General features: G+C 74.0%; 16 protein-coding genes. 11 read left to right on the top strand and 5 right to left on the bottom strand.

Annotated elements, in window-relative coordinates; translation table 11 throughout:
• Window positions 1-31 precede the first annotated feature (31 nt).
• From ABZ404_RS22740 to ABZ404_RS22720, 5 genes are all read left to right on the top strand, one after another.
• Entirely contained in the window at window positions 32-3,208 is a 3,177-nt protein-coding gene (locus tag ABZ404_RS22740; RefSeq protein ID WP_358837461.1) for an amino acid adenylation domain-containing protein, read from the top strand.
• Window positions 3,208-5,103 carry a non-ribosomal peptide synthetase gene (locus tag ABZ404_RS22735; RefSeq protein ID WP_358990755.1) on the top strand — a complete coding sequence of 632 codons (1,896 nt, stop codon included), beginning with the start codon at window positions 3,208-3,210 and terminating at the stop codon, window positions 5,101-5,103. Before ABZ404_RS22740 ends, ABZ404_RS22735 begins: the two co-directional genes overlap by 1 nt.
• Before the next feature lies 1 nt (window position 5,104).
• Window positions 5,105-6,913 carry a non-ribosomal peptide synthetase gene (locus tag ABZ404_RS22730; RefSeq protein WP_358837685.1) on the top strand — a complete coding sequence of 603 codons (1,809 nt, stop codon included), beginning with the start codon at window positions 5,105-5,107 and terminating at the stop codon, window positions 6,911-6,913.
• Entirely contained in the window at window positions 6,903-9,827 is a 2,925-nt protein-coding gene (locus ABZ404_RS22725; RefSeq protein WP_358990753.1) for a condensation domain-containing protein, read from the top strand. Before ABZ404_RS22730 ends, ABZ404_RS22725 begins: the two co-directional genes overlap by 11 nt.
• Window positions 9,828-9,986: 159 nt before the next feature.
• Window positions 9,987-10,478 (top strand): Gmad2 immunoglobulin-like domain-containing protein, encoded by a 492-nt coding sequence (locus ABZ404_RS22720; protein ID WP_358837302.1) that lies wholly within the window; start codon window positions 9,987-9,989, stop codon window positions 10,476-10,478.
• Here the strand turns inward: ABZ404_RS22720 and ABZ404_RS22715 are convergent.
• Window positions 10,473-11,564, bottom strand: coding sequence for a YncE family protein (locus ABZ404_RS22715; protein ID WP_358837301.1), 1,092 nt, complete (start codon window positions 11,562-11,564; stop codon window positions 10,473-10,475). The two genes, ABZ404_RS22720 and ABZ404_RS22715, sit on opposite strands and share 6 nt — an antisense overlap.
• 145 nt (window positions 11,565-11,709) lie before the next feature.
• Here ABZ404_RS22715 and ABZ404_RS22710 point away from each other — a divergent pair, with 145 nt between their 5' ends.
• Window positions 11,710-12,723, top strand: a complete 1,014-nt coding sequence (locus ABZ404_RS22710; RefSeq protein ID WP_358837304.1) for a LysR family transcriptional regulator — start codon at window positions 11,710-11,712, stop codon at window positions 12,721-12,723.
• Between the two features lie 154 nt (window positions 12,724-12,877).
• Window positions 12,878-13,345, top strand: a complete 468-nt coding sequence (locus tag ABZ404_RS22705) for a hypothetical protein (RefSeq protein WP_358837303.1) — start codon at window positions 12,878-12,880, stop codon at window positions 13,343-13,345.
• A 162-nt stretch (window positions 13,346-13,507) separates the two neighbouring features.
• Here ABZ404_RS22705 and ABZ404_RS22700 read toward each other — a convergent pair whose 3' ends face one another.
• Window positions 13,508-13,861, bottom strand: coding sequence for an ANTAR domain-containing protein (locus ABZ404_RS22700; RefSeq protein WP_358837300.1), 354 nt, complete (start codon window positions 13,859-13,861; stop codon window positions 13,508-13,510).
• A gap of 136 nt (window positions 13,862-13,997) precedes the next feature.
• Here ABZ404_RS22700 and ABZ404_RS22695 point away from each other — a divergent pair, with 136 nt between their 5' ends.
• Together ABZ404_RS22695 and ABZ404_RS22690 are read left to right on the top strand one after the other, a co-directional pair.
• Window positions 13,998-14,360 carry a helix-turn-helix domain-containing protein gene (locus ABZ404_RS22695; protein ID WP_358837299.1) on the top strand — a complete coding sequence of 121 codons (363 nt, stop codon included), beginning with the start codon at window positions 13,998-14,000 and terminating at the stop codon, window positions 14,358-14,360.
• A 145-nt stretch (window positions 14,361-14,505) separates the two neighbouring features.
• Complete coding sequence (locus tag ABZ404_RS22690; RefSeq protein WP_358990750.1) at window positions 14,506-15,162, top strand: maleylpyruvate isomerase N-terminal domain-containing protein; 657 nt, start codon at window positions 14,506-14,508, stop codon at window positions 15,160-15,162.
• A gap of 10 nt (window positions 15,163-15,172) precedes the next feature.
• On the opposite strand, the gene ABZ404_RS22685 is transcribed toward ABZ404_RS22690, so the two are convergent.
• The 3 genes from ABZ404_RS22685 to ABZ404_RS22675 form a co-directional block, all read right to left on the bottom strand.
• A complete protein-coding gene (locus tag ABZ404_RS22685; protein WP_358837196.1) occupies window positions 15,173-15,601 on the bottom strand; it encodes a response regulator in 429 nt (142 codons plus the stop codon).
• Between the two features lie 196 nt (window positions 15,602-15,797).
• Window positions 15,798-16,664, bottom strand: a complete 867-nt coding sequence (locus tag ABZ404_RS22680; RefSeq protein WP_358837195.1) for an ANTAR domain-containing protein — start codon at window positions 16,662-16,664, stop codon at window positions 15,798-15,800.
• A 22-nt stretch (window positions 16,665-16,686) separates the two neighbouring features.
• Window positions 16,687-16,914 (bottom strand): DUF5133 domain-containing protein, encoded by a 228-nt coding sequence (locus ABZ404_RS22675; protein WP_358837194.1) that lies wholly within the window; start codon window positions 16,912-16,914, stop codon window positions 16,687-16,689.
• 564 nt (window positions 16,915-17,478) lie between these two features.
• Between ABZ404_RS22675 and ABZ404_RS22670 the strand changes: the two genes are divergently transcribed.
• Both ABZ404_RS22670 and ABZ404_RS22665 read left to right on the top strand, forming a co-directional pair.
• Window positions 17,479-18,969, top strand: coding sequence for a cellulose binding domain-containing protein (locus ABZ404_RS22670; RefSeq protein WP_358837193.1), 1,491 nt, complete (start codon window positions 17,479-17,481; stop codon window positions 18,967-18,969).
• A 57-nt stretch (window positions 18,970-19,026) separates the two neighbouring features.
• The coding region (locus ABZ404_RS22665) for a glycoside hydrolase family 6 protein (RefSeq protein ID WP_358990747.1) at window positions 19,027-20,869 on the top strand (1,843 nt) is incomplete at its 3' end.

The following is a 20,869-nucleotide window of genomic DNA, read 5'->3' as shown; positions in this document are numbered from 1 at the left end:
GAACCGCCCCGACGACCCTCAGGGACCGATCATGCTTCCCCTCTCCGCCTCGCAGGAGATCGTCTGGCTGCACGAGCAGATGCAGCCCGGCAGCCGTGCCTACAACTTCACCGCCGCGCTCGACCTGTGGGGCCCCCTCGACGCGGACGCCCTGCGCGAGGGCCTGGCCGCCACCCTGGCCCGCCACGCGGGTCTGCGGCTCGAACTCGTGGACCGGCCGGGATCGGTGCCCGGGCAGCGGGTCGCGCCGCGCTGCGAGCCGAGGCTGCACACCGCCGACCTCGGCGGCGAGGACGACCCCGAGGCGGCCTTCCAGGACCTGTTGCGCCGCGAGGCCGAGACACCCCTCGACACCTTCGAGGCGCCGCTGATCCGCTGGACGCTCGTCCGCCTCGCCGAGGAGCACCACCGGCTCGTCCACGTCGAGCACCATCTCATCCACGACGGCCACTCGTTCGCGATCCTGCTGGACGACGTCTTCCGCACCTACCGCGCCCGCGTCGCGGGGGAATCCCTCACGCTCCCGCCCGCACCCTCCTACGCGGACCACGTACAGGCCAGGTCCGGCGCGGCCTTCGCCCCCGAGTCCCTGGAGTTCTGGCGGTCCTTCCTGCACGACCAGCCCCACGACCTGCCACTGCCCGGTCTCGCCCGGCCGGGCGCCCGCCGCAGGCACCACGGCGGACAACTGCGCCAGACCATCGGCGCCGACCTCGCCGAACGGCTGCGCGGCCACGCCCGTGAGCGCGGCCTCACCCCCTTCGCCACGCTCCTGGGCCTGTTCGCGGAGCTGCTGCGCCGCCACAGCGGCCGCTCCCGCATGGTCATCGGCACCGCCGTCGGCAACCGGCCGCTGGGGTACGAGGACGCCGTCGGCATGTTCGTCAACACCATCCCGCTGCCGCTCGCCCTGGACGCCACCCTCCCGGCCCAGGACACCATGGACGAGGTCACCGACACCCTCATCCGCGCCCTGCCGCACCAGGACGTACCGGTCCAGGAGCTGACCCGGGCGCTGGGCCTGCACACCTCCGGCGCCGACAATCCGCTGTTCTCGGTGATGTTCAGCGCGCACGACGCCCCGCTGCCCGAGATCGACCTGCCGGGCCTGGACATCACCCTGTTCGAGGGGTTCAACACCGGGACCACCCGCTTCGACCTGGACGTGGTGCTGCTGCCCGACGACCGGCGCGGCGTCACCACCCGCCACGGCGCGCCCGGCATGACCCTGGTGTGGGACTACGACGCCGACCTGTTCGGCGAGGACGTGGCCCGGCTGCTGTCCGGCCGCTTCCTGGACCTGCTGCGCGCCTACCTCGACGCGCCCGCCGCCCCGCTGGCCGACCTGGCCCCGGCCACCGTGGAGCCGGCCGCCGAGGCCGCGCCCGTGCCGTCCGGCCGCGACCTGCTGGACCCGGTGGCCGCCCAGGACCCCTCGCTGCCCGCCCTGCTGTGCGGGGCGCGCCGGGTGACGTACGGCGAACTGGACGAGCGGGTCGCCGCGCTGGCCGAGCGGCTGCGTACTTCCGGGGTCACACCGGGGCAGCCCGTGGCCGTCGTCCTGCCCCGCGGCGCCGACTCGGTCACCGCGCTGCTGGCCTGTCTGCGCACCGGCGCCGTCTACTGCCCGCTCTCCCCCGCCGATCCGCCCGCCCGCACCGCGCTGCTGCTCCAGCGGCTCGCCCCGGCGCTCGTGCTGACCGCCGAGGGCGGCCCGGACCTGCCCGACGGCCTGCCCGTCGCCCGCATCGACGCGCCCGTGCTGCCCCGCGCCCACGCGGCCGACGTCCTGCCCGGCGCCACCTACGTCATCCACACCTCCGGCTCCACCGGTACGCCCAAGCCGGTCGCCGTGGGCCGGGCGGCCCTGGAGCACCATCTGACCGCCACCGCCGACCGGTTCGCGCTGACCAGCGCCGACCGGGTCCTGATGTTCGCGCAGCCGTCCTTCGACGTGGCGCTGGAGGAGGTGCTCCCCACCCTGCACGCGGGGGCGTGCCTGGTGATCCCCGAGCACGAGGTGCCCACCGGAGCCGAGCTGGCCGACCTCCTCGCCGCCGCCCGCGTCACCGTCGCCAACCTTCCCACCAGCTACTTCCTGGCCACCCGCGAAGAGCTGCGCCCGGCACTGCGCGAGGAGAGCTGGACGCCCCGGCTCCTGGTCCTGGGCGGCGAGCGCCTGCCCTCCGAGACCCTGCGCGGCCTCCTGGCCGACACCGGCGCCACCGTCCTCAACGCGTACGGCGTCACGGAGGCCGCCATCACCTCCACCGTCCACGAGGTCTCCCGCGAGGCCCTGGCCGAGGGCGCCGAGATCCCGCTGGGCACCGAGCTGCCGGGCGAGCGCGTCCACGTCCTGGACGCCCACCACCGCCCGCTGCCCGCCGGCGCCGTCGGTGAACTGGCCATCGCCGGGCCCGGCCTGGCCGAGGGCTACCCCGGCAACGCGGAGGTGACGGCCGCCCGGTTCCGTACCGTGGACGCGCTGGGCGGGGAGCGGGTCTACCTCACCGGCGACCTCGGCTACCGCGGCCTGGACGGTCTGCTGTACTTCCTCGGCCGCCGCGACAACCAGGTCAAGCTGCGCGGGCACCGCATCGAGCTGGAGGAGATCGAGGCGGCGGCGTCCGCCGCGCTCGGCGGCCGGTCCTGCGCCGTCGTCCTGGACACGGAGAGCCCCGCCGCTCCCCGCCTCGTCGGCTTCTTCGAGGAGGGCGCCCCTCTCGCCGACGTGGACGAGAAGGCGCTGCACACCGAGTTGAGCCACCGGCTGCCCGGGGCTCTCGTGCCCGCCCGGTGGGCCCGGCTGGAGACGATGCCGACCCTGGCGGGCGGCAAGCCGGACCGTACGGTCCTCACCCGCCGCGCGGCCGCGCTCGACCCGGCGGCCCGCGCGGCGCCCGAGGCCGCGACCGCGACCGCTACCGCTACCGCGACCGGGGACACCGTGTCCGCCGCCGTGCCGGACGACCCGATGACCGCCCTGCTGGCGAACGGCTGGCGTGAAGTACTCGGCCACAGCCGCTTCGACGCCGGATCCCACTTCTTCCGCATCGGCGGCCACTCGCTGCTGGCCGCCGAGCTCGCGGCCTGGCTGGAGCCCCACCTGGGCACGCGCCCGCCGTTGAAGGTGCTCTTCCGCAACCCCGTCCTCGCCGACCAGGCCGACGCCCTCGCCGCCACCGCCCCCCTCTCCACGGAGTCGTGATGATCCAGTCCCCCGCCCTCCCCGAGACCACCCCCGCGACCACCGGCGCCGGCACGCCGGCGAGCATCGCCCACGGCCCGGCCGCCGAACCGACCGCCGTCGTCGCCCGCTTCGAGGAGTGGGTCCGGCGCGCCCCGCAGGCCCCGGCCGTCGTCGACGGCACGCGCACCTGGACGTACGAGGAGCTGGGCGCCGCGGCCGACCGCGTCGCCGCCGCACTGCGCGAGCGCGTACACCCCGGTGACCTGGTCGGCGTCTGCCTCGACCGGTCCACCGCCCTGGTGGTGACCGCCGTCGCGCTCGCCCGGATCGGCGCCGTCTACCTGCCGCTGGGCCCGCGCCCCGGCGAGCGCCGCACCCAGGCCGTCACCGAGGACCTCGACGTCGCCTGCCTCGTCGGTGACCCCGCTGTCCTGCCCCGGGCCCACCAGGACGGGGAGCACGTCGCGCTGCCCCTGCCCGCCGACGGCGTGAACGCGCCGGGCGCCCCGGTGGCCGCGTTCACCACCCGTGCCGAGGGTGCGCGGCGCGCCCCCGAGGGCGCCCTGTACGCCGTCCTCACCTCCGGATCGACGGGCCGCCCCAAGGCGGTCGCGGTGGCCGAGGCCTCGCTGTCCGTGGCCCTGGACTGGTACCGGGAGGCCACCGCGCTGGCGCCCGGCGACCGGCAGTCGCTGCTCATCGGCGTCGCCTTCGACCCGCATCTGCTGGAGCTGTGGGCCGGGCTCACCTCGGGCGCCGCCCTCGTCCCGGCCCCGGACGACACCCGCTGGGACGCGGCCCTGCTCACCGACTGGTGGCGCGAGGCCGCCGTGACCGTGTGCGTGGCGGCGACCCCGACGGTCGAACCGCTCCTCGACCGGCCGTGGCCCGCGGACCTGCCGCTGCGCCACCTCGTCGTCGGCGGCGACCGTATGCGCCGCCGCCCCGGGCCGGACGTCACCGCCACGGTCCACAACGCCTACGGCCCGGCCGAGGCGACCGTCCTCACCACCACGTACGCGATGCGCGCCACCGACCCGGCCGCCGACCGGACGACCCCGCCGCCGATCGGCACACCGCTGCCGGGCGTCACCGTCGTCGTCACCGACCCCGACGGCAACCCCGTGGCCCGCGGGCAGGACGGTGAACTGCGCCTCGGCGGCCACTGCCTGGCGCTCGGCTACCTCGACCCCGAGCTGACGGCGCGGCGCTTCACCGCGCCCCCCGAGCACCCGGCGCTGGCGGGCACGGGCCGGCTGTACCGCACCGGCGACCGGGTGCGCATGGCAGCGGACGGCACCCTGGAGTTCCTCGGCCGCCTCGACAGCCAGGTCAAGATCAGCGGCGTGCGCATCGAACTCGCCGAGGTGGAAGCCGCGTTCGAGCAGGACGCCCGGGTGCGCACGGCCGTGGTCACCGTGGCGCGCGACGGCTCCGGCCTCGCCCGGCTCGTCGCCCACCTCAAGCCCGCCGACGCCACGCCGCCCGCCCCCGCCGATCTGCTCGACGCGGTCCGCGCCTGGCTTCCCGAACAGGCCGTGCCCGCCACCGTACGGTTCGTCGACGCCCATCCGCTGGACGCCAACGGCAAGGTGGACCGGGCCGCCCTGGCCGCCCACGCCCCGTCCCCGGCGGCGCCCTCGGCCCCGGCCGACGACCTGGCCGAGGCCACCGCGGGCGAGCGCCTCGTCCTCACGACCGTCCGCGAGCTCCTGGGGCGGCCCGAGACCGTACTCGGCGACCACTTCACCGACATCGGCGGCACCTCCGTCGTCGCCGCGCGGCTGCTCGCGGTCGTCGAGCGCGAGAGCGGCGTCCGGCCGCGCGCCCACGAACTGCTGCGCAGCACCGATCTGGGCGCCTTCGCCGCCCTCCTCGACCAGCGCTGGACCCCGCGACCGGCAGGAGCCTGAGATGACATCCACCCCCGCGCAGCCCACGGCGACCGCGCTGCCCGGCCTCGTGGCCCGGCACGCCGCCCGCACCCCCGACGCCCTGGCCGTGGTCGATGGCGACTCCACCCTGACCTACCGTCAGCTCGACCAGGAAGGACGCGCCCTCGCCGCGCATCTGCGCGAGCACGGGGTGGCGCCCGGCGACCGGGTGGCGCTCCTGACCACCCGCTCCGCCCGCACGGTCGTCGCCCAGCTCGCCCTGTGGGGGGCGGGCGCCGTGTGCGTACCGCTCGATCCCGCACAGCCCCGGCCCCGTACCGAAGGCATGATCTCCGACGCGGGCGTCACCCTCACCCTCGGCGACGCCAAGCTGCTGGACGCGGCCGGGCTCGGCGGGCCCGTCCTCGCCCTGCCCGAAACGCCGCTCGGCGAGGGCCCGCCGACGGGCGGCGCCGCTCCCGACAGCCCGGCGTTCATCATGTTCACCTCCGGCTCCACCGGCCGTCCGAAGGGCGTCACCATCGCGCACCGGGCCGTCGCCCAGCTGGTCACCGCGCCCGAGTACGTCACGGTCACCGCCCGCGACCGCGTGCTGTTCCACTCGCCGATGACCTTCGACGCCTCGACGTTCGAGGTGTGGGCGGCGCTCGCCAACGGCGCCGCGGTCGTGGTGTGCACCGTGCCCCGGCCCTCCCTGGAGGACCTGGCCCGGCACGTCGAACGCCACGGCGTGACGGTGGCGTTCTTCACCACGGCGCTCTTCCACCAGCTCGCCGCCCGGCGCTCACGCGTCTTCGCCCAGCTCCGCTCGGTCGTCGTGGGCGGCGAGGCGATGGCCGCGGGTCACGCCCGCGACGTGCTGACCGCCTTCCCCTGGCTGGAGCTGGTCAACGGCTACGGGCCGACCGAGACGACCACCTTCGCCACCGCCCACACCGTCACCGTGCCCGACTGCGACGGGCCGCCGCCGATCGGCCGCCCCATCGCCGGGGCCACCGTCCACGTCCTGGACGCCGACGGCAGCCCGGTCCCCGACGGCGAGCGGGGCGAGCTGTGGGTCGGCGGCACGCGGCTCGCCGACGGTTACGCCGGCCGGCCCGAGCTGACCGCCGAGCGCTTCGTCGACCACCCCACCGCCGGGCGGCTCTACCGCACCGGCGACCTCGTCTCCGCCCGCCCCGACGGCGTCCTGGACTTCCACGGCCGCAACGACGACCAGATCAAGGTCCGCGGCTTCCGCATCGAACCCGGCGAGGTCGAGCACGCCCTGCGCCGGGAGGCGGAGGTGGACGACGCGGCCGTCACGGTCGAGGGCGCGGGTACGCCCGAGGCGCGCCTGGTCGCGTTCGTCGTCGCCGCGCCCGGCCCGGTGCCCGCCGTCTCCGCGCTGCGCGAGCGGCTCACCGCCGTCCTGCCCGCCCATCTGGTGCCGGACGCCCTCACCCTGGTGGACCGGCTTCCGCTGACCCCGTCCGGCAAGGTCGACCGGCGCGCGCTGGCCCACCGCCCCCGGGCCGCCCAGGAGCGGGCCGAGGCGCCCGCCCCTGCGCTGACCCCGCTGGAGCAGGCCGTCGCCGAGGTGTGGAGCAGGTCCCTGGGCAGCGAGGTCACCCATGGCGAGGCCGACTTCCTCGCCCTGGGCGGTCACTCCCTGCTCGCCCTCGCCGTCACCGACGACCTGCGCGAGGAGCTGGGCGTCGAGCTCTCCCTGGCCGACTTCTTCGCCGCCCCGACCGTCACCGCCCAGGCCGTCCTGATCGAGCGGGCCCTGCTGTCCGCCCACAGCGACCTCCACCCCCGCACTCCGGAGCACAGCGATGTCCACTGACGCCGACGCCACGGCGCGCGCCGAGCAGCAACGGCTCCAGCTCGAACTGCTGCGCAGGGCCCGCGCCGGCGCCACCCGGCGCTCCCCCGCCGCCCCGGCCGACCGCGCCCCGACGCCGGGCCGTCCGCCCCTGTCCCGGGCCCAGCGCCGTATGTGGCTGATGGAACGGCTCGGCGGCGCGGGCGACTCCTACCACGTCCCCTTCGCCACCCGGGTGCGCGGCCCCTTCGACCCGGCCGCGCTCGCCACCGCCCTGCACGCGCTGGTGGCCCGGCACACGATCCTGCGCACCTGGTACGGGGAGGAGGACGGCGAGCCCTTCCAGGAGGTCCTCCCGGCCCCGGCCGCCGTCGCCGTACCCGTCGTGGAGGCGGACGCGACCGAGGCCCCGGCGCTGCTGCGGGAGGCGGCGGCCCGCCCGTTCGACCTCACGGCGGGCGAGGCGGTACGGGCGCGCGTCCTGCGCCACGCCGAGCAGGACCACACCGTACTGCTGACGTTCCATCACATCGCCATCGACGGCGGCTCCCTGGACACCGTGGCCGACGAGCTCGCGGCGCTGTACACCGCGGCCACGGACGGTTCCGAGGCGCCCTTCTCCGACACGCCGCCGCAGTACGCCGACCACGCGCGCCGCGAACACGAGGGGATACCCGGCCTCCGGGCGGAACTGGACCGCTGGAGCGCCCTGCTGGCCGACGCCGCCCCGCCCCGCCTGCCCGCTCCCCGGCCCTCGGAAGCGCCCGCCACCGCCGGAGCGGCGGCGGTCCACACCGTGCCGCTCGCGCCCGCGCTGCCGGACGCCCTGCGCGCCCTGGGGGCCGAACACCGGGCCACGCTCTTCGCGGTGTCGCTCACCGCCGCGTTCGCCGCGCTCCACCGCCTCACCGGCGACGACGACCTCGTCATCGGCGTGGCGGGCACCCACCGCACCGGCGCCGCCATGCGCGGCCTGGTCGGGCTGTGCGTCAACACCCTGCCGGTCCGCGTCGACGTCTCCGGCGACCCGTCCTTCGCCCACCTGCTGCACCGCGTACGCGACGCGCTCCTCGACGCGCAGCGCCACCGGCACATCCCGTTCGACCTCGCCCTGGAACGCCTCGGCGCCACGGCACGCGGCGCCGACGGCACCGCGCTGGTCCGCGTCACCTGCGACGTGCTGGGCGAGCCCACCGTGCTCCGACTGCCCGGCACCTCGGCCGAGTACGTCGACGTGCCCACCGGCGGCGCCAAGTTCACCCTGTCCTACGCCCTGGCGCTCGGCGCCGGCGAACCGCCAGCCGCGTTGGTGCAGTTCGACCGCGACGCGCTGGACGAGGCCGCGGCCGAGGTGACCGTACGGGACTACGCCGCCGTGCTCGACGCGGCGGCGGCCGATCCGGAGCTCGCCCTGAGCAAGGTGCCCGGGTTCGGTACACCCCGCGACCAGGCCCAGGACCCCGCGGAGGCGGAGCCGTCCGCCGCTCTGCCCACCGGGGAGGACGCCCACCCGGCCGTCCAGGTCCTGCGGGCCCACCCCCAAGTCGCCGACGCGCTGGTCGTCCAGGCCGAGCGGATCCGGCCGGTCGCCTACGCCGTGCTCAGCGACAGCGCGGGCCCCTCCGGCAACGAGCTGCTCGGGCTGCTGCGCCGCTCGCTCCCCGCCGCGTCCGTGCCCGCCGCGGTCACCGTGCTCGACACGCTGCCGCGGACACCCGGCGGGCTGCCGGGCGCACCCGCCCCGGCCGTCCTCTCCGGACCGCGCGCCGCCGCCGTCACCGAGGGGTTCGCCGCGCTGCTCGGGCGCACTCCGCCGCCCGACGGCGACTTCTTCGAGCTGGGCGGCCACTCCCTGGTCGCCGTGCAGCTCGCCGAACGTCTGCGTACCGGGCTCGGCCTGCCGCTCACCGGCCTCGACGTGCTCCAGGCCCGTACACCCCGGGCACTCACCGCGCTCCTGGACGAGCGGGCGGCCCAGCAGTCCGCGGCCAAGGCCGCGGCCGGGCCCGCCCGGACCCGGGCCACCCGTCCCGGCACGGTGCTGGTCACCGGCGCGACCGGGGGCGTCGGCGCGTTCGTCCTGCGGGAACTGGCCGCCCGGGGCCGTCCCGTGCTGGCCCTGGCCCGGCCCGAGTCCGCCCATCTGATCGCCGCCGAGGGCGTCGACGTCGTCGAGGGCGACCTCACCGACCTGGCCGGACTGCGCGACGCCGTCGCGGCCTCCGACGCGGTCGTCCACGCCGCGTCCACCTTCACCCGGCCCGAGGTGGACCTGGCGGCCATGGAGGCGATGGTCGGCGCCTGGCACGGCGGGCCGTTCGTCTTCGTCAGCAGCGTCGACGCGTACGGACACCCGCACACCCAGCGGGTCGTGGAGGAGTCCCCGTCCCGCGAGCCCCTCAGCCCGTACGGGAGGGCCAAGGCCGAGTGCGAGGCCATGGTGCTGCGCGCCGCGGGCACCGACGGGCGCGGCGGAGCGAGCGCCGTGCGGTCACCGATCGTCTGGGGCGCGCACGAGCGGCTGCGCGAGCAGCTGCGCTGGGGCGCCCTCGGCACGCTCTACCAGGCGGCCGTCCGGGGCGAGGCGATCGAGGTACCGCGGCCCGGCACCGCGGGCCACCCGTGGTACGGGGCCGCCTGGGTGCACGCGGCGGCCCTGGCCCGCGCGGTGACGGAGTGCCTGGACCGTCCCATGCACGGCGTCGCCAACGCCGTGAGCGGCCACGTCTCCTGGCACGACCTGGCTCGGGACCTCACGGACCTGCTCGGCACCGACGCCGAGGTCCGCGAGAGCGACGCCGTGCCCCGGGACCTCGACCACCGCTGGCACTACGACAGCCACCGGCTGGCCCGTCCGCTCGGGCCCCGTCCGGGGGAGGACCGCCGGAGCGTACTGGCCGAGATGATCGGCGGCATGACGGACGGCACTGCCTGACAACCCGTCACTTCGCATACAGGCCATGGGAGCAGGCTCTCCCCGGGGACGGCACGTATGCGCCGGGCCGACGGAAGACGACCGAAGTTGGCGGTTGTCTTCCGTCGGCCCGGCGCCCAAGCTGCCAGTGCCGGACAACTCATCTCCCGGGGAGGCTTCATGACCAACCGCGTGGACCAACCGCGCCCGCTCGACCTGGTCGGCAACCCGATCCACGTCGGCGGTGTCGCCACCGGCTTCGAGGCCACTCTGGAGTACCGCGTCAGCGACGGCCACCAGCAGGTGACCGGAACGTTCGCGGCGGGCGGCGGCACCGGCGAGCACGGACAGTTCCACTTCACGGTCGACGTCGGCCACACCGCCTTCCGGGCCGACCGGCTGCTCGTCCAGGTCTTCGAGGCGCGGGCCAGGGACGGCGGCGAGATCAACGCCGTCACCGTTCCGGTCATCTACGGGCCGCACATCGTGCCCGGTTACTACGGCTACCGCGAGCACACGGTGGCGAAGGGCGAGACGCTGTCGGCGCTGGCCAAGACGTACTACGGCAACGCCTCCCTCTATCCGCGCATCGTCCGGGCCAACCCCGCCCAGATCACCGACCCCGACCGGATCGTGCCGGGACAGGTGCTCCGGATCCCGATCGGGTCATAGCCCCGGCCCGGTCCGGACACCTTCCGGGCCCCCGGCCGCGCGCGGGACGTACGCCAGCCCGTGCGCGCCGGGCTCGCCCGTCTTGGCGATGTCCAGCCGGCCCACCTCCTCCAGCGTATGGAGGTCCACGACGTGGACGGTGGAGGAGACCACGCAGGACACGTACGCGAGGCGGCCGTCCGGCGACGAGGTGATGGTCAGCGGGAAGAGCCCGACCTCCACCGCGCCCAGCCGCTCCCGCGTACCGGCGGAGAACACCGTGAGCCGGCCCGGGGCCTGGCGGCCGAGCCGGGACGCCGGGTCGGGTTCCGTCCGCAGCTCGCCCACCAGGAGCAGGCCCGTCGAGGTCAGGTGCACCGGCAGCACCACGTCGTCCGTGGGCAGGGTGCCGACGACGGACGCCGTCCGGGCGTCGATGACCGAGACTCCCGTGTCCGGGCGGTCGCCGGCGTCCGAGAGGAAGGAACCGGCGTACGGCGACGCCACGTATATCCGGGAGCCGTCGCCGGACACGGCGAGTCCTTCGCTGCCGGGCACCTCGACCTTCGCCGTGAGGACGCCCCGTTCGAGGTCGACGACCGAGACGAACGGCGCTTCCTTGTTGGTGGCGTACCCCGTCCGGCCCGTGGGGTCGATGGCGAACCAGTGCGGGCCGGGCGCGTCCGTGTCGATCCTGCCCAGGGGGCGGCGGGTCAGCGTGTCGATCACCACGACCCCGCCGGGCCGGTCCGCCGAGCCCTCCACGCTGACGTAGAGACGGTGGCGTGCCGCGTCCAGCGCCAAACCGTGCGGGCCGTGTTCCGGGGCGAGGTCGATCACCTCGACGACGCGGCGCGCATCGACGTCGATGACGGTCAGTTCGGTGCGCCGGCCGCCATTGGCGTGGTAGTAGCCCGAGTCGTACGTCGTGGCGCACCACAGCAGGCGCTGCGTCGGATCGAAGCACAACTCGTGCGGCTCGGCCAGGACGTCGATGGTGTCCACGTGCCGGTCGGAGGCGGCGTCGAAGAACGAGACGGTGGGTCCGCTCTGGCTGACCACTGCCAGGAGATCGCCGTCTCGGCCGGCGCGGGGGGACTGGTGCACGAAAGGCTCCCTTGAAGGGTGGAGAGGACATCGCACGAGGTGTCTCGCGGACGTGTCCACTCTTGCCGGAGTCCCGTCCCCCCACCATGCAAGAATGAGCACGGCATTATTGTCCCAGGCGTAAAAACGCAGCTCAGGAGCGATGTTGGACCTCAATCTGCTGCGTGCGCTGGATGTCCTGCTCCAGGAGAACAGCGTGACCCGTGCCGCCGAGCGGCTCGGTACGTCGCCCGCCGCTGTCAGCCGTACGCTCGCCCGGCTGCGGCGTGCCGTCGGTGATCCCCTGCTGGTCCGGGCCGGGCAGGGACTGGTCCCGACCCCGCGCGCCCTGGAACTGCGGGACGAGGTCGGCGCGTTGCTGCGCGGCTGCGAGAACGTGCTGCGGCCCGGGGCCGGTTTCGACGCCGCGCACCTCCATCGCACGTTCACCGTGCAGGCCACCGACCTGCTCATGGCGGGCCTCGCCGGGCCCTTGACCGAGCGTGTCCGCGCGGAGGCGCCCCAGGTGGACGTGGTTTTCCTGCCGGAGGCGATGGAGGGCGGCCCGGCCCTGCGCCAGGGTGTGGTGGATGTGGAGCTGGGTGTTCTCGACCACCTCGACCCGGAGATCCGCACCCGGGCCCTGACCCGGATACCGCTGGTGGGCGTCGCCCGCGGCGGCCACCCCCTCTTCGACGGGCGCATCACCGCCCGCCGTTTCGCCGCGGCCGGTCACATCGGCGTCTCCCGGCTGGGCAAACGCCTCGGGCCCATCGACAGCGCGCTCGCGGAGCTCGGGCTGCGCCGCCGCACGGCGGTCGTGGTGCCCAGTCACACGAGCGCGATGCTGCTGGCCCGGACCACCGATCTCGTCGCGCTCACGCTGGCCGGCTGGCTCACCGACACCATCGCCGCGCTGGGGCTGCGCACCTTCTCCGTGCCGCTCGATCTGGCGCCCCTGGAGCTGGGCATGGCGTGGCACCCCCGCAACTCGGCGGACCCGGGCCACCGTTGGTTCCGCGACCACCTGGCGGCCGCGGTGACGGACCCGTCCGGCACCGGGCCGTCCGCCACGGGCACCAACGGTACGGACTCCCCGGGCGCGGGCTCACTCGGCCCTGACTCCGTCGGCCCGGACCTCCTCGACCCCGGCACGGGGCAACCCCCGGCCGCCAGGTGACTGTTCACGGGCCCACCCTGGAAGATCACCCCTGGCGCGGGGCAGCACTCCACCCCCGGCCCACCCGGATCCGGTACGGTGCCTCGTCCAACCCGCCAGCGTCCGCCAGCGCCGTCAGGAGCCACCGTTGCACGCCCCAGCCGAGACCTCCCGGGTGCTCGTCACCCTCTACGAGACCGTCGCCGCCGCCGAGGAAGGGCAGGCGGGTGCGTTGTGGCGGCTGGCGGAAGGGGGGCGCCAGCTCGACGCCAATCTGGTGCGCCTGGCGCCGGACGCGTCCGTGGCCGAGCACGTCGAATCCGAACTGGACGTGCTGCTGGTCGTGGTCGCGGGCGCCGGCCACCTCGACAACGGCGTGGAGCGGCAGCCCCTGGCGCCCGGGGCCGTGGCCTGGCTGCCACGTACGGCCCGGCGCGCCCTGTCCGCGGGTCCGGACGGACTCGCGTACCTCTCCGTGCACCGGCGGCGACCGGGGCTGAAGATCGGCGTCCGCACCGCCCCCGTGGACGAAGGCGGTGAGGCGCCCTGCTCGCTGGACCGCGTCTGCCCGGCCTGCGGGCGGATGGCGGCGGAGTCGGACGCGCGCTACTGCGCCCGGTGCGGGGAAGAACTGTCGAGTTAGGCGGCGCCGGCGGCTGATGGTCCCAACCTGTCCGGCGCCTACGTCCTCCGTACGAAGATAACGTCCTACCGAACTACCTCACTCGCGGCGGTGAAAACCTCGAATTCGCGATCGTCTCGCGAAACACCGGGATCCACGCCACCCTTCGAACGGCCCTTCGGATCACCGAGGAGCGGCGCCGTCGCGCTCCGGCCCCGCCTCTCCGTCCACGGAGGCGAGGTGGGCGACGGCCGCCGACAGCCGCTTCTGGACCTGCTGGGGCAGGGGGACGCCCCCGACGGAGTCCACCACCTGCTGGGCCACGCGATGCAGCTTGATGTTGGTGTGCTGGGACGTCATGACCAGCGCGGTCCAGGCGTTTTCCGGGGTGAGGGCGAAGGCGGCCATGAGGACCCCACGGGCCAGGTCGATCGTCCCCCGGCTCCGCATGGCTCGCCGCAACTGCACGAGCTCGACCCCTGGATCCGACCCGGCACCCACGTCGACGGGCTCGGCCGAATGTGACGGCTGCGCCATGGCGCTCTCCCCTGTGTCCAGGATCCCGAGTCTCCTCCGCGCCCAGAGTCGCGCCCGGACCGAAGACACGTCAAGAGATACAGGAAGTAGAATTCGCCTGTTCCTATACATGAAGCCCAGGGCGTACGATCCGCTCATGGGTGAAGTACCGGAACCGCACACAGGGTGGACGTTCATCACCAGCCACGCGCGCGTGCTCGCGGTCATCGCCCAGAACCAGAACGCGCGGATCCGTGACATCGCCGCGCACTGCCGGCTGACGGAACGCGCCGTGCAGAAGATCATCGTCGATCTGGAGCAGGCGGGATTCCTCTCCCACACGCGCCAGGGACGCAGCAACACCTACCGGATCGAGCCGGGCAAGGTCCTGCGTCATCCGGCCGAGGCGGAGGCGGGTCTCACCGTCGCCGCGCTGCTCGCGCTGCTCGCCCAGGACGAGGAGCGCCGCGCCGAACTGCTCCACGCCGGCGTACGCGTGCGGACCGAGAGAAGTGGCTGACCCGGCCCCCTGAGCCCCCCCCCCCGCCGACACGGACCCCGGGTCCGGTCCTCCGGCGTCGCACCCGGTGCCCGCCGCCCGCGCACCGCACCGCACCGCCGAAACGCGCTTGTCCGGCGTGTCGGCCCCGCACTACCGTGCCCCCGTGGATCTCTTCCCGGACTCATGGGCGGCCCTGCTCAACGCGGTCGCCGAACGGCCCGACCAGGACTTCGAACGACCCTCCGGCTGCACCGGCTGGCTCGTGCGGGACCTCGTCTGCCACCTGATCGTCGACGCGCAGGACATCCTCATCACCCTCGCCACGCCGGCCGACACCGCGCCGACCGCCGACGCCGTGACGTACTGGCACGTCCAGGACCACCCGCCGACCGGCGAGGACCCGCTCGACGCGCTGACCGTACGGCTGGCCGCCGCCTACGAGGACCCGGGGCTGCTCAAGTTCCACCTCGACGACGTGGGCTCCGCGGCCGGGCGCGCCGCCGCGCTCGCGGACCCCGCGGCCCGGGTGAGCACCCGCGACCAGGTCCTCACGGTGGGCGACTACCTCTCCACGTACGTCATGGAGGCGACGCTGCACCACCTCGACCTCGTCGCGCACCTGCCGGGCGCCGCCGGGCCGCCCGCACCGGGTCTGGCCCACTCCCGGGCGACGCTGGAGGCGATCGCCGGGGCGGCCTTCCCCGCCTCGCTCACCGACCGTGACGCCCTGCTGGTCGGCACCGGCCGCCGTACGCCGACGGAGGCGGAGCGGGCCGCGCTCGGCGCGCTGGCGCCGCGGCTGCCGTTCGTCCTGGGCTGACGGCGCGCCCTTACGGTACGGCCGGTGCGCAGGCTCGTGTGTGGAGGTCGGCGAGGGTCCGGACGTGGCAGCACAGCGCCCAGGGGTCGAGTGGCTTGAGGAGGATCCCCGCGGCGCCGAGTTCGAACGCGAGCCGGGCGATCCGGTTGTCGCGGCTGGTGCCGGTGACCAGCAGCACGGGCAGATCGCGGGTCTGGTCCAGGCGGTGGAGGTAGGAGAGGGCCTGGAGACCGTCGATGTGCGGCATGGCCACGTCCATCACCACGGCGGCGACGGGTTCGCGCAGCACCGCCTTGAGTGCCTGTTCGCCGCTGGTGGCACGCAGGACGGGGCGGCCCAGCGGCATGAGGGCGTGTTCCAGGGCGAACAGATTGTCCTCGTGGTCGTCGACCAGCAGAAGAGCCTGTCCCTCGCCCGGCGGGGACGCGTTTCCGGGCATGCGGGACGACGAAAGCGGTACGGGCACAGATGGCTCCCACTGATCGGCTGTACGGCGATGAGCGGGTAGCCGCTTCCTGACCACTCCGAAAAGTGAGCATATCGACTTCGACGGCGCCGGGGCCACTACTCCGGGTTTCTGGGCGGTGCGCTCACCGGCCGGCCGGAACGCGCTCTATCCTGTGCGCCCACGGGAGTTACGTGCCCGCGTTCCCCGAGCGGCCCAGGGCGTGGAGGTACTCCAACGCGTCCAGCACCACGGTGCGCTCGTGCCAGGCGAGCCAGCTCCCCACCTGCCGGCCGGTGGCGGCGAGCGCCTTCGCCTGGACCGGGTGCAGGGACTTCGTGGGGCGTTCGAGGTGGGCCGAGACGATGCCCAGGCACGCGCCCGACGCGCTGACCAGCGGAACGCTGTGGCAGGCGCGGCTGCCCGCGGCGAGGATGGTGTGCCGCGCCTCCTCGGTGAACACCGCGTCGGTGGCGACGTCGTGCACGGTGGTCAGCTCCACGTTCTTGGCGGCTTTCGCACACGAGGTGCCGTTCTCCCCCACGAAGGCGAAGAACTCGACGAAGTGCTCGCTGTGGCCGGTGTGGTGCTCCATCCGCAGACCGCGTGCGGTCGGATCGCTGATCTGGACGTTGCCCATGTCCGTGCCCGTGATGGCCAGGGTCTGCGACAGGAGGGCGCCGAGCACCGCGCCCCGGTTGACGTGGCCGGGGTCGTCGACGCCGACCGTGTCCAGGCGGGGCGGCCTGCCGCGCACCCGTCCCGGGAACCACAGGTCGGCGGGGCCGTCGGGTCTCGGTGTGCGTACGACCGCGCCGGCCAGGACGCGCAGCTTCACGTTGTACCGCTGCGAGGAGCGGCGCAGCAGCGTGAAGGCGCTGTCGGCGTCCGGCAGCAGATAGCGCTCCTGGAGGATGCCCTGGGCGTGGGAGACGAGCGGTCGGCTGCGGACCTGGGCCCGCAGGTCGCGGACCTCCTCACGCAGCCGTGCCGTTTCCTCGGCCGTGCCCTCCGCCGCCCGCCCGCCGGGCACGCCGTCCTGGCTCATCCGCTCCATGCTGTTCTCTTCCGGACTCCGCTCAAGCGCTCAGCACCGAGTCGTCGAAGGTCCGCGCACCGGGCAGCCGGTGGCGGGCCGCGATCACGGCCGTGTCCACGTCCCGGGTGCCCGTGGACACGCACAGCGTGTAGGAGACGTCCTCCAGCCGCCGGCGGGTGGCCTCGGTGCCCTCGGCCGCGTTCAGCGCGCTGAGCGCGTCGTACTCGGCGAGGAGATCGCGCAGCACTGCCGGGTGAGCCATCAACATGAGGAATCCTCCACTCGAAACGGTCCCGATGGGATTCCGCCTGCCCCGGCTTCTCGTCCGTACACACCTCCACCACACTTCGTTCGATCAGGCGGGGCGTTCCCCTCGGGGCCTGAGCGGAGGACCGTCCCGGGGGGTCACGGCGGACCGGTCGGCGACGTACCGATGTATCGATGTATCGACCGGGGGATCTCTCCACGCCACCCAGCGGTAGGGGTCGCGGACCGAGCTGTACGGGGGCTTGCACACAAGTCTTGAACCAGTGGGAGCGCTCCCAGCATGGAGTTGGACGGGCGTGCGGTCAAGATGTTGTAGGAGTCGAAGTCATGAGACGCCATCGGCGGCCAACTCGTTCGCTGTTCTAGGGCAGTTGGGGCCGGAGGCCCGTTACCGGCGGGGCCTGCGGATCGCGAGGGCCACCGGGGGAACAGGCCGCAACGTATCGCGTCCTCCTCCCTTGCCATGCGCCACCCGAGCCCCTACCGTGATGCCCCACCAGTGGGAGCGCTTCCATCCGTCGGACGCCGGGCATCAGCCGGTGTCCCGGCCGCGAAGGATCCGCTCATGCGACACCCCCCGCACTTGGCCCTACCCTTGGCCGCCGCGGCGCTCGTGCTCGCGAGTGCCGTCGTCGTCCCGCACGTCACGGCATCCGGAGCGGAGCCGTCCTGCTCGGTGGCGTACACCGTCACCAACGAGTGGGGCGGTGGCTTCCAGGGTTCCGTCACGCTCACCAACAACGCCTCCGCGCTGTCCGGCTGGAACCTGGGCCTCGCGTTCACCGGCAGCCAGAAGGTGACGCAGGGCTGGAACGCCAAATGGTCCCAGTCCGGCGGCTCCGTCACCGCCGTCAACGAGAGCTGGAACGGTTCGCTCGCCCACGGCGCGAGCGTCACCCTCGGCTTCCTCGCCTCGCTGACCGGCGCCAACACACCGCCCCGCGCGTTCACCCTCAACGGCGAGCCGTGCGCCGCCACGGGCGCGGGCGACCCCACCCCGACCCCGACCCCCACCTCCCCCTCACCCTCCCCGACCCCCGGCACCGGCGTGCCCGTGCTCCACGCCTCCGGGAACAAGCTGGTCGACGCGGGCGGCGCCACGCGCAGGCTCCTCGGCGTCAACCGCTCCGGCGGCGAGTTCATGTGCGTCCAGGGCCGCGGCATCTTCGACGGGCCGGTGGACGACGCCTCGGTGGCCGCCATCGCCGCCTGGCACGCCAACACCGTGCGCATCCCCCTCAACGAGGAGTGCTGGCTGGGACTGTCCAACGTCAAGCCGGAGTACGCGGGCGCCCGTTACATCGGCGCGGTCCAGGACCTCGTCCACCGCGTCGAGGCCCACGGCATGACCCCGATCGTCGAACTCCACTGGTCGTACGGGCAGTACACCGGCAACTCGGCCGGCTGCTCCGACGTCCACGCCAGTTGCCAGAAGCCGATGCCCGACGCCCAGTACGCACCGGCGTTCTGGTCCTCGGTCGCCACCACCTTCAAGAGCGATCCGGCCGTCGTCTTCGACCTGTTCAACGAGCCGTACCCGGACCGCGCCACCTCCACCACCGACCAGGCGTGGAACTGCTGGCGCGACGGCGGAAGCTGTCCCGGCATCGGCTACGAGGTCGCGGGGATGCAGGACCTGCTGGACGCGGTACGGGGCGCGGGCGCCCACAACCTCGTCCTGGCCGGCGGCATCGCCTACGCCAACGACCTCGGCCAGTGGCTCGCCCACGCCCCGGCCGACCCGGCGGGCAACCTCGCCGCCGCCTACCACGGCTACAACTTCAACACCTGTGCGAACGAGGCGTGCTGGGACGCGACGCTCGCACCCGTGGCCGCCAAGGTCCCGCTCGTCGCGGGCGAGCTGGGCGAGAACACCTGCGCGCACTCCTTCGTGGACCGCGCCATGAAGTGGTTCGACGACCGGGGGATCTCCTACCTCGGCTGGACCTGGAACACCTGGGACTGCTCCTCGGGACCCTCCCTGATCAGCAACTACGACGGCACCCCCACCGGGTACGGCAGCGGTCTGCGCGACCATCTGCGCGCCGTCGGCTGAAAGACGCGCCTCTCCGGCGTCCCCGCACGTCACCCACCGAAAGGACACCGCCCCACCATGAGCCGCATACCCACCCAGTCCCCCCGATCCACCCGCTCCTCCCGAAGGCGAACGGCCCTGCTCGGCGCCGGTGTGCTCGTCGCGGCCGCGACCGGCACCGCGGGTCTCGTCGGCGCCGCGGGCACCGCCTCGGCGGCGACCGGCTGCACCGTCGCCTACCAGATCCAGAACCAGTGGTCCACGGGCTTCACCGCGTCCGTCACGCTCACCAACAACGGCCCGGCCGTGAACAGTTGGAACGTGAAGTGGACCTATGCGGGGAACCAGCAGGTCACCCAGGGCTGGAACGCCAGGGTGACCCAGGCCGCCGCGACGGTCACCGCCGCCAACGAGAGCTACAACGGCTCGCTGGCCACCGGCGGCTCGACCTCCTTCGGCTTCAACGCCTCCTACAGCGGCACCAATGCCCTCCCCACCTCGTTCACCCTCAACGGCGTGGCGTGCAACGGCGGCGACACCCCCACCGACCCGCCGACCACCCCACCGACGACCCCGCCCACCACTCCCCCGGCCGGCAACCGCGTGGACAACCCGTACGCCGGTGCCAAGGTGTATGTGAACCCGGAGTGGTCCGCGAACGCCGCCGCCGAGCCGGGCGGCAGCCGGGTCGCCAAGCAGCCCACCGGTATCTGGCTCGACCGCATCGCCGCCATCGCCGGGACGAACGGGACCATGGGGCTGCGCGCCCACCTGGACGAGGCCCTGAAGCAAAAGGGCAGCGGCGAGATGGTGGTCCAGCTGGTCGTCTACGACCTGCCGGGCCGCGACTGCTCCGCGCTCTCGTCCAACGGGGAACTCGGCGCCACCGAGATCGACAAGTACAAGACGCAGTTCATCGACCCGATCGCCGCGATCCTCGCGGACAGCAAGTACGCCGGGCTGCGGATCGTCACGGCGGTCGAGATCGACTCGCTGCCCAACCTCGTCACCAACACCGGCGGCCGCGCCACGGCCACCCCGCAGTGCGACACCATGCTGGCCAACGGCAACTACGTCAAGGGCGTCGGCTACGCGCTGCACAAGCTCGGTGCCGTACCCAACGTGTACAACTACGTGGACGCCGGCCACCACGGCTGGCTGGGCTGGGACGACAACTTCGGGCCCTCGGCCGACATGATCAAGAAGGCCGCGACGGCCGAGGGCGCCACGCCCGCCGACGTGCACGGCTTCATCACCAACACGGCCAACTACAGCGCCCTGAAGGAGAACAACTTCACCATCGACGACTCCGTCAACGGGGTGTCCGTGCGCCAGTCCAAGTGGGTGGACTGGAACCGGTACGTCGACGAGCTGTCCTTCGCCCAGGCGTTCCGCGCCAAGCTGGTCTCGGTCGGCTTCGACCCCGGGATCGGCATGCTGATCGACACCTCGCGCAACGGCTGGGGCGGCACCGCCAGGCCCGCCGGACCCGGCGCGAAGACCAGTGTCGACACCTATGTGGAGGGCGGTCGCTACGACCGGCGCATCCACGTCGGCAACTGGTGCAACCAGGCGGGCGCCGGTCTCGGCGAGCGTCCGCAGGCGGCCCCGGCCGCCGGGATCGACGCGTACGTGTGGATGAAGCCCCCGGGCGAGTCCGACGGCTCCAGCAGCGCGATCCCCAACGACGAGGGCAAGGGATTCGACCGGATGTGCGACCCGACGTACACGGGTAACCCCCGCAACGGCAACAGCCTCTCGGGCGCGCTGCCCAACGCCCCGCTCTCCGGGCGCTGGTTCTCCGCCCAGTTCCAGGAGCTCATGGTTCCGCGTGTATCCCAGCTCTGCGAACCCCTTCTCGATGAGGGCGAGCGCGCCCTCGCGTGCGTACCCCTTCCCCCAGGCCGCCCGCCGCAGCCGG

Source organism: Streptomyces sp. NPDC005878 (assembly GCF_040629815.1).
Lineage (GTDB): Bacteria > Actinomycetota > Actinomycetes > Streptomycetales > Streptomycetaceae > Streptomyces.
This window is presented reverse-complemented; position numbering and strand designations above follow the sequence as displayed.

Excerpts from the sequence above, each read along its gene's own strand:
- ABZ404_RS22720 (WP_358837302.1), top strand. The coding sequence starts at position 9,987 with ATGACCAACCGCGTGGACCAACCGCGCCCGCTCGACCTGGTCGGCAAC.
- ABZ404_RS22685 (WP_358837196.1), bottom strand. The coding sequence starts at position 15,601 with ATGCCCGGAAACGCGTCCCCGCCGGGCGAGGGACAGGCTCTTCTGCTG.
- ABZ404_RS22725 (WP_358990753.1), top strand. The coding sequence starts at position 6,903 with ATGTCCACTGACGCCGACGCCACGGCGCGCGCCGAGCAGCAACGGCTC.
- ABZ404_RS22740 (WP_358837461.1), top strand. The coding sequence starts at position 32 with ATGCTTCCCCTCTCCGCCTCGCAGGAGATCGTCTGGCTGCACGAGCAG.
- ABZ404_RS22700 (WP_358837300.1), bottom strand. The coding sequence starts at position 13,861 with ATGGCGCAGCCGTCACATTCGGCCGAGCCCGTCGACGTGGGTGCCGGG.
- ABZ404_RS22680 (WP_358837195.1), bottom strand. The coding sequence starts at position 16,664 with ATGGAGCGGATGAGCCAGGACGGCGTGCCCGGCGGGCGGGCGGCGGAG.
- ABZ404_RS22730 (WP_358837685.1), top strand. The coding sequence starts at position 5,105 with ATGACATCCACCCCCGCGCAGCCCACGGCGACCGCGCTGCCCGGCCTC.
- ABZ404_RS22670 (WP_358837193.1), top strand. The coding sequence starts at position 17,479 with ATGCGACACCCCCCGCACTTGGCCCTACCCTTGGCCGCCGCGGCGCTC.
- ABZ404_RS22735 (WP_358990755.1), top strand. The coding sequence starts at position 3,208 with ATGATCCAGTCCCCCGCCCTCCCCGAGACCACCCCCGCGACCACCGGC.
- ABZ404_RS22675 (WP_358837194.1), bottom strand. The coding sequence starts at position 16,914 with ATGTTGATGGCTCACCCGGCAGTGCTGCGCGATCTCCTCGCCGAGTAC.
- ABZ404_RS22695 (WP_358837299.1), top strand. The coding sequence starts at position 13,998 with ATGGGTGAAGTACCGGAACCGCACACAGGGTGGACGTTCATCACCAGC.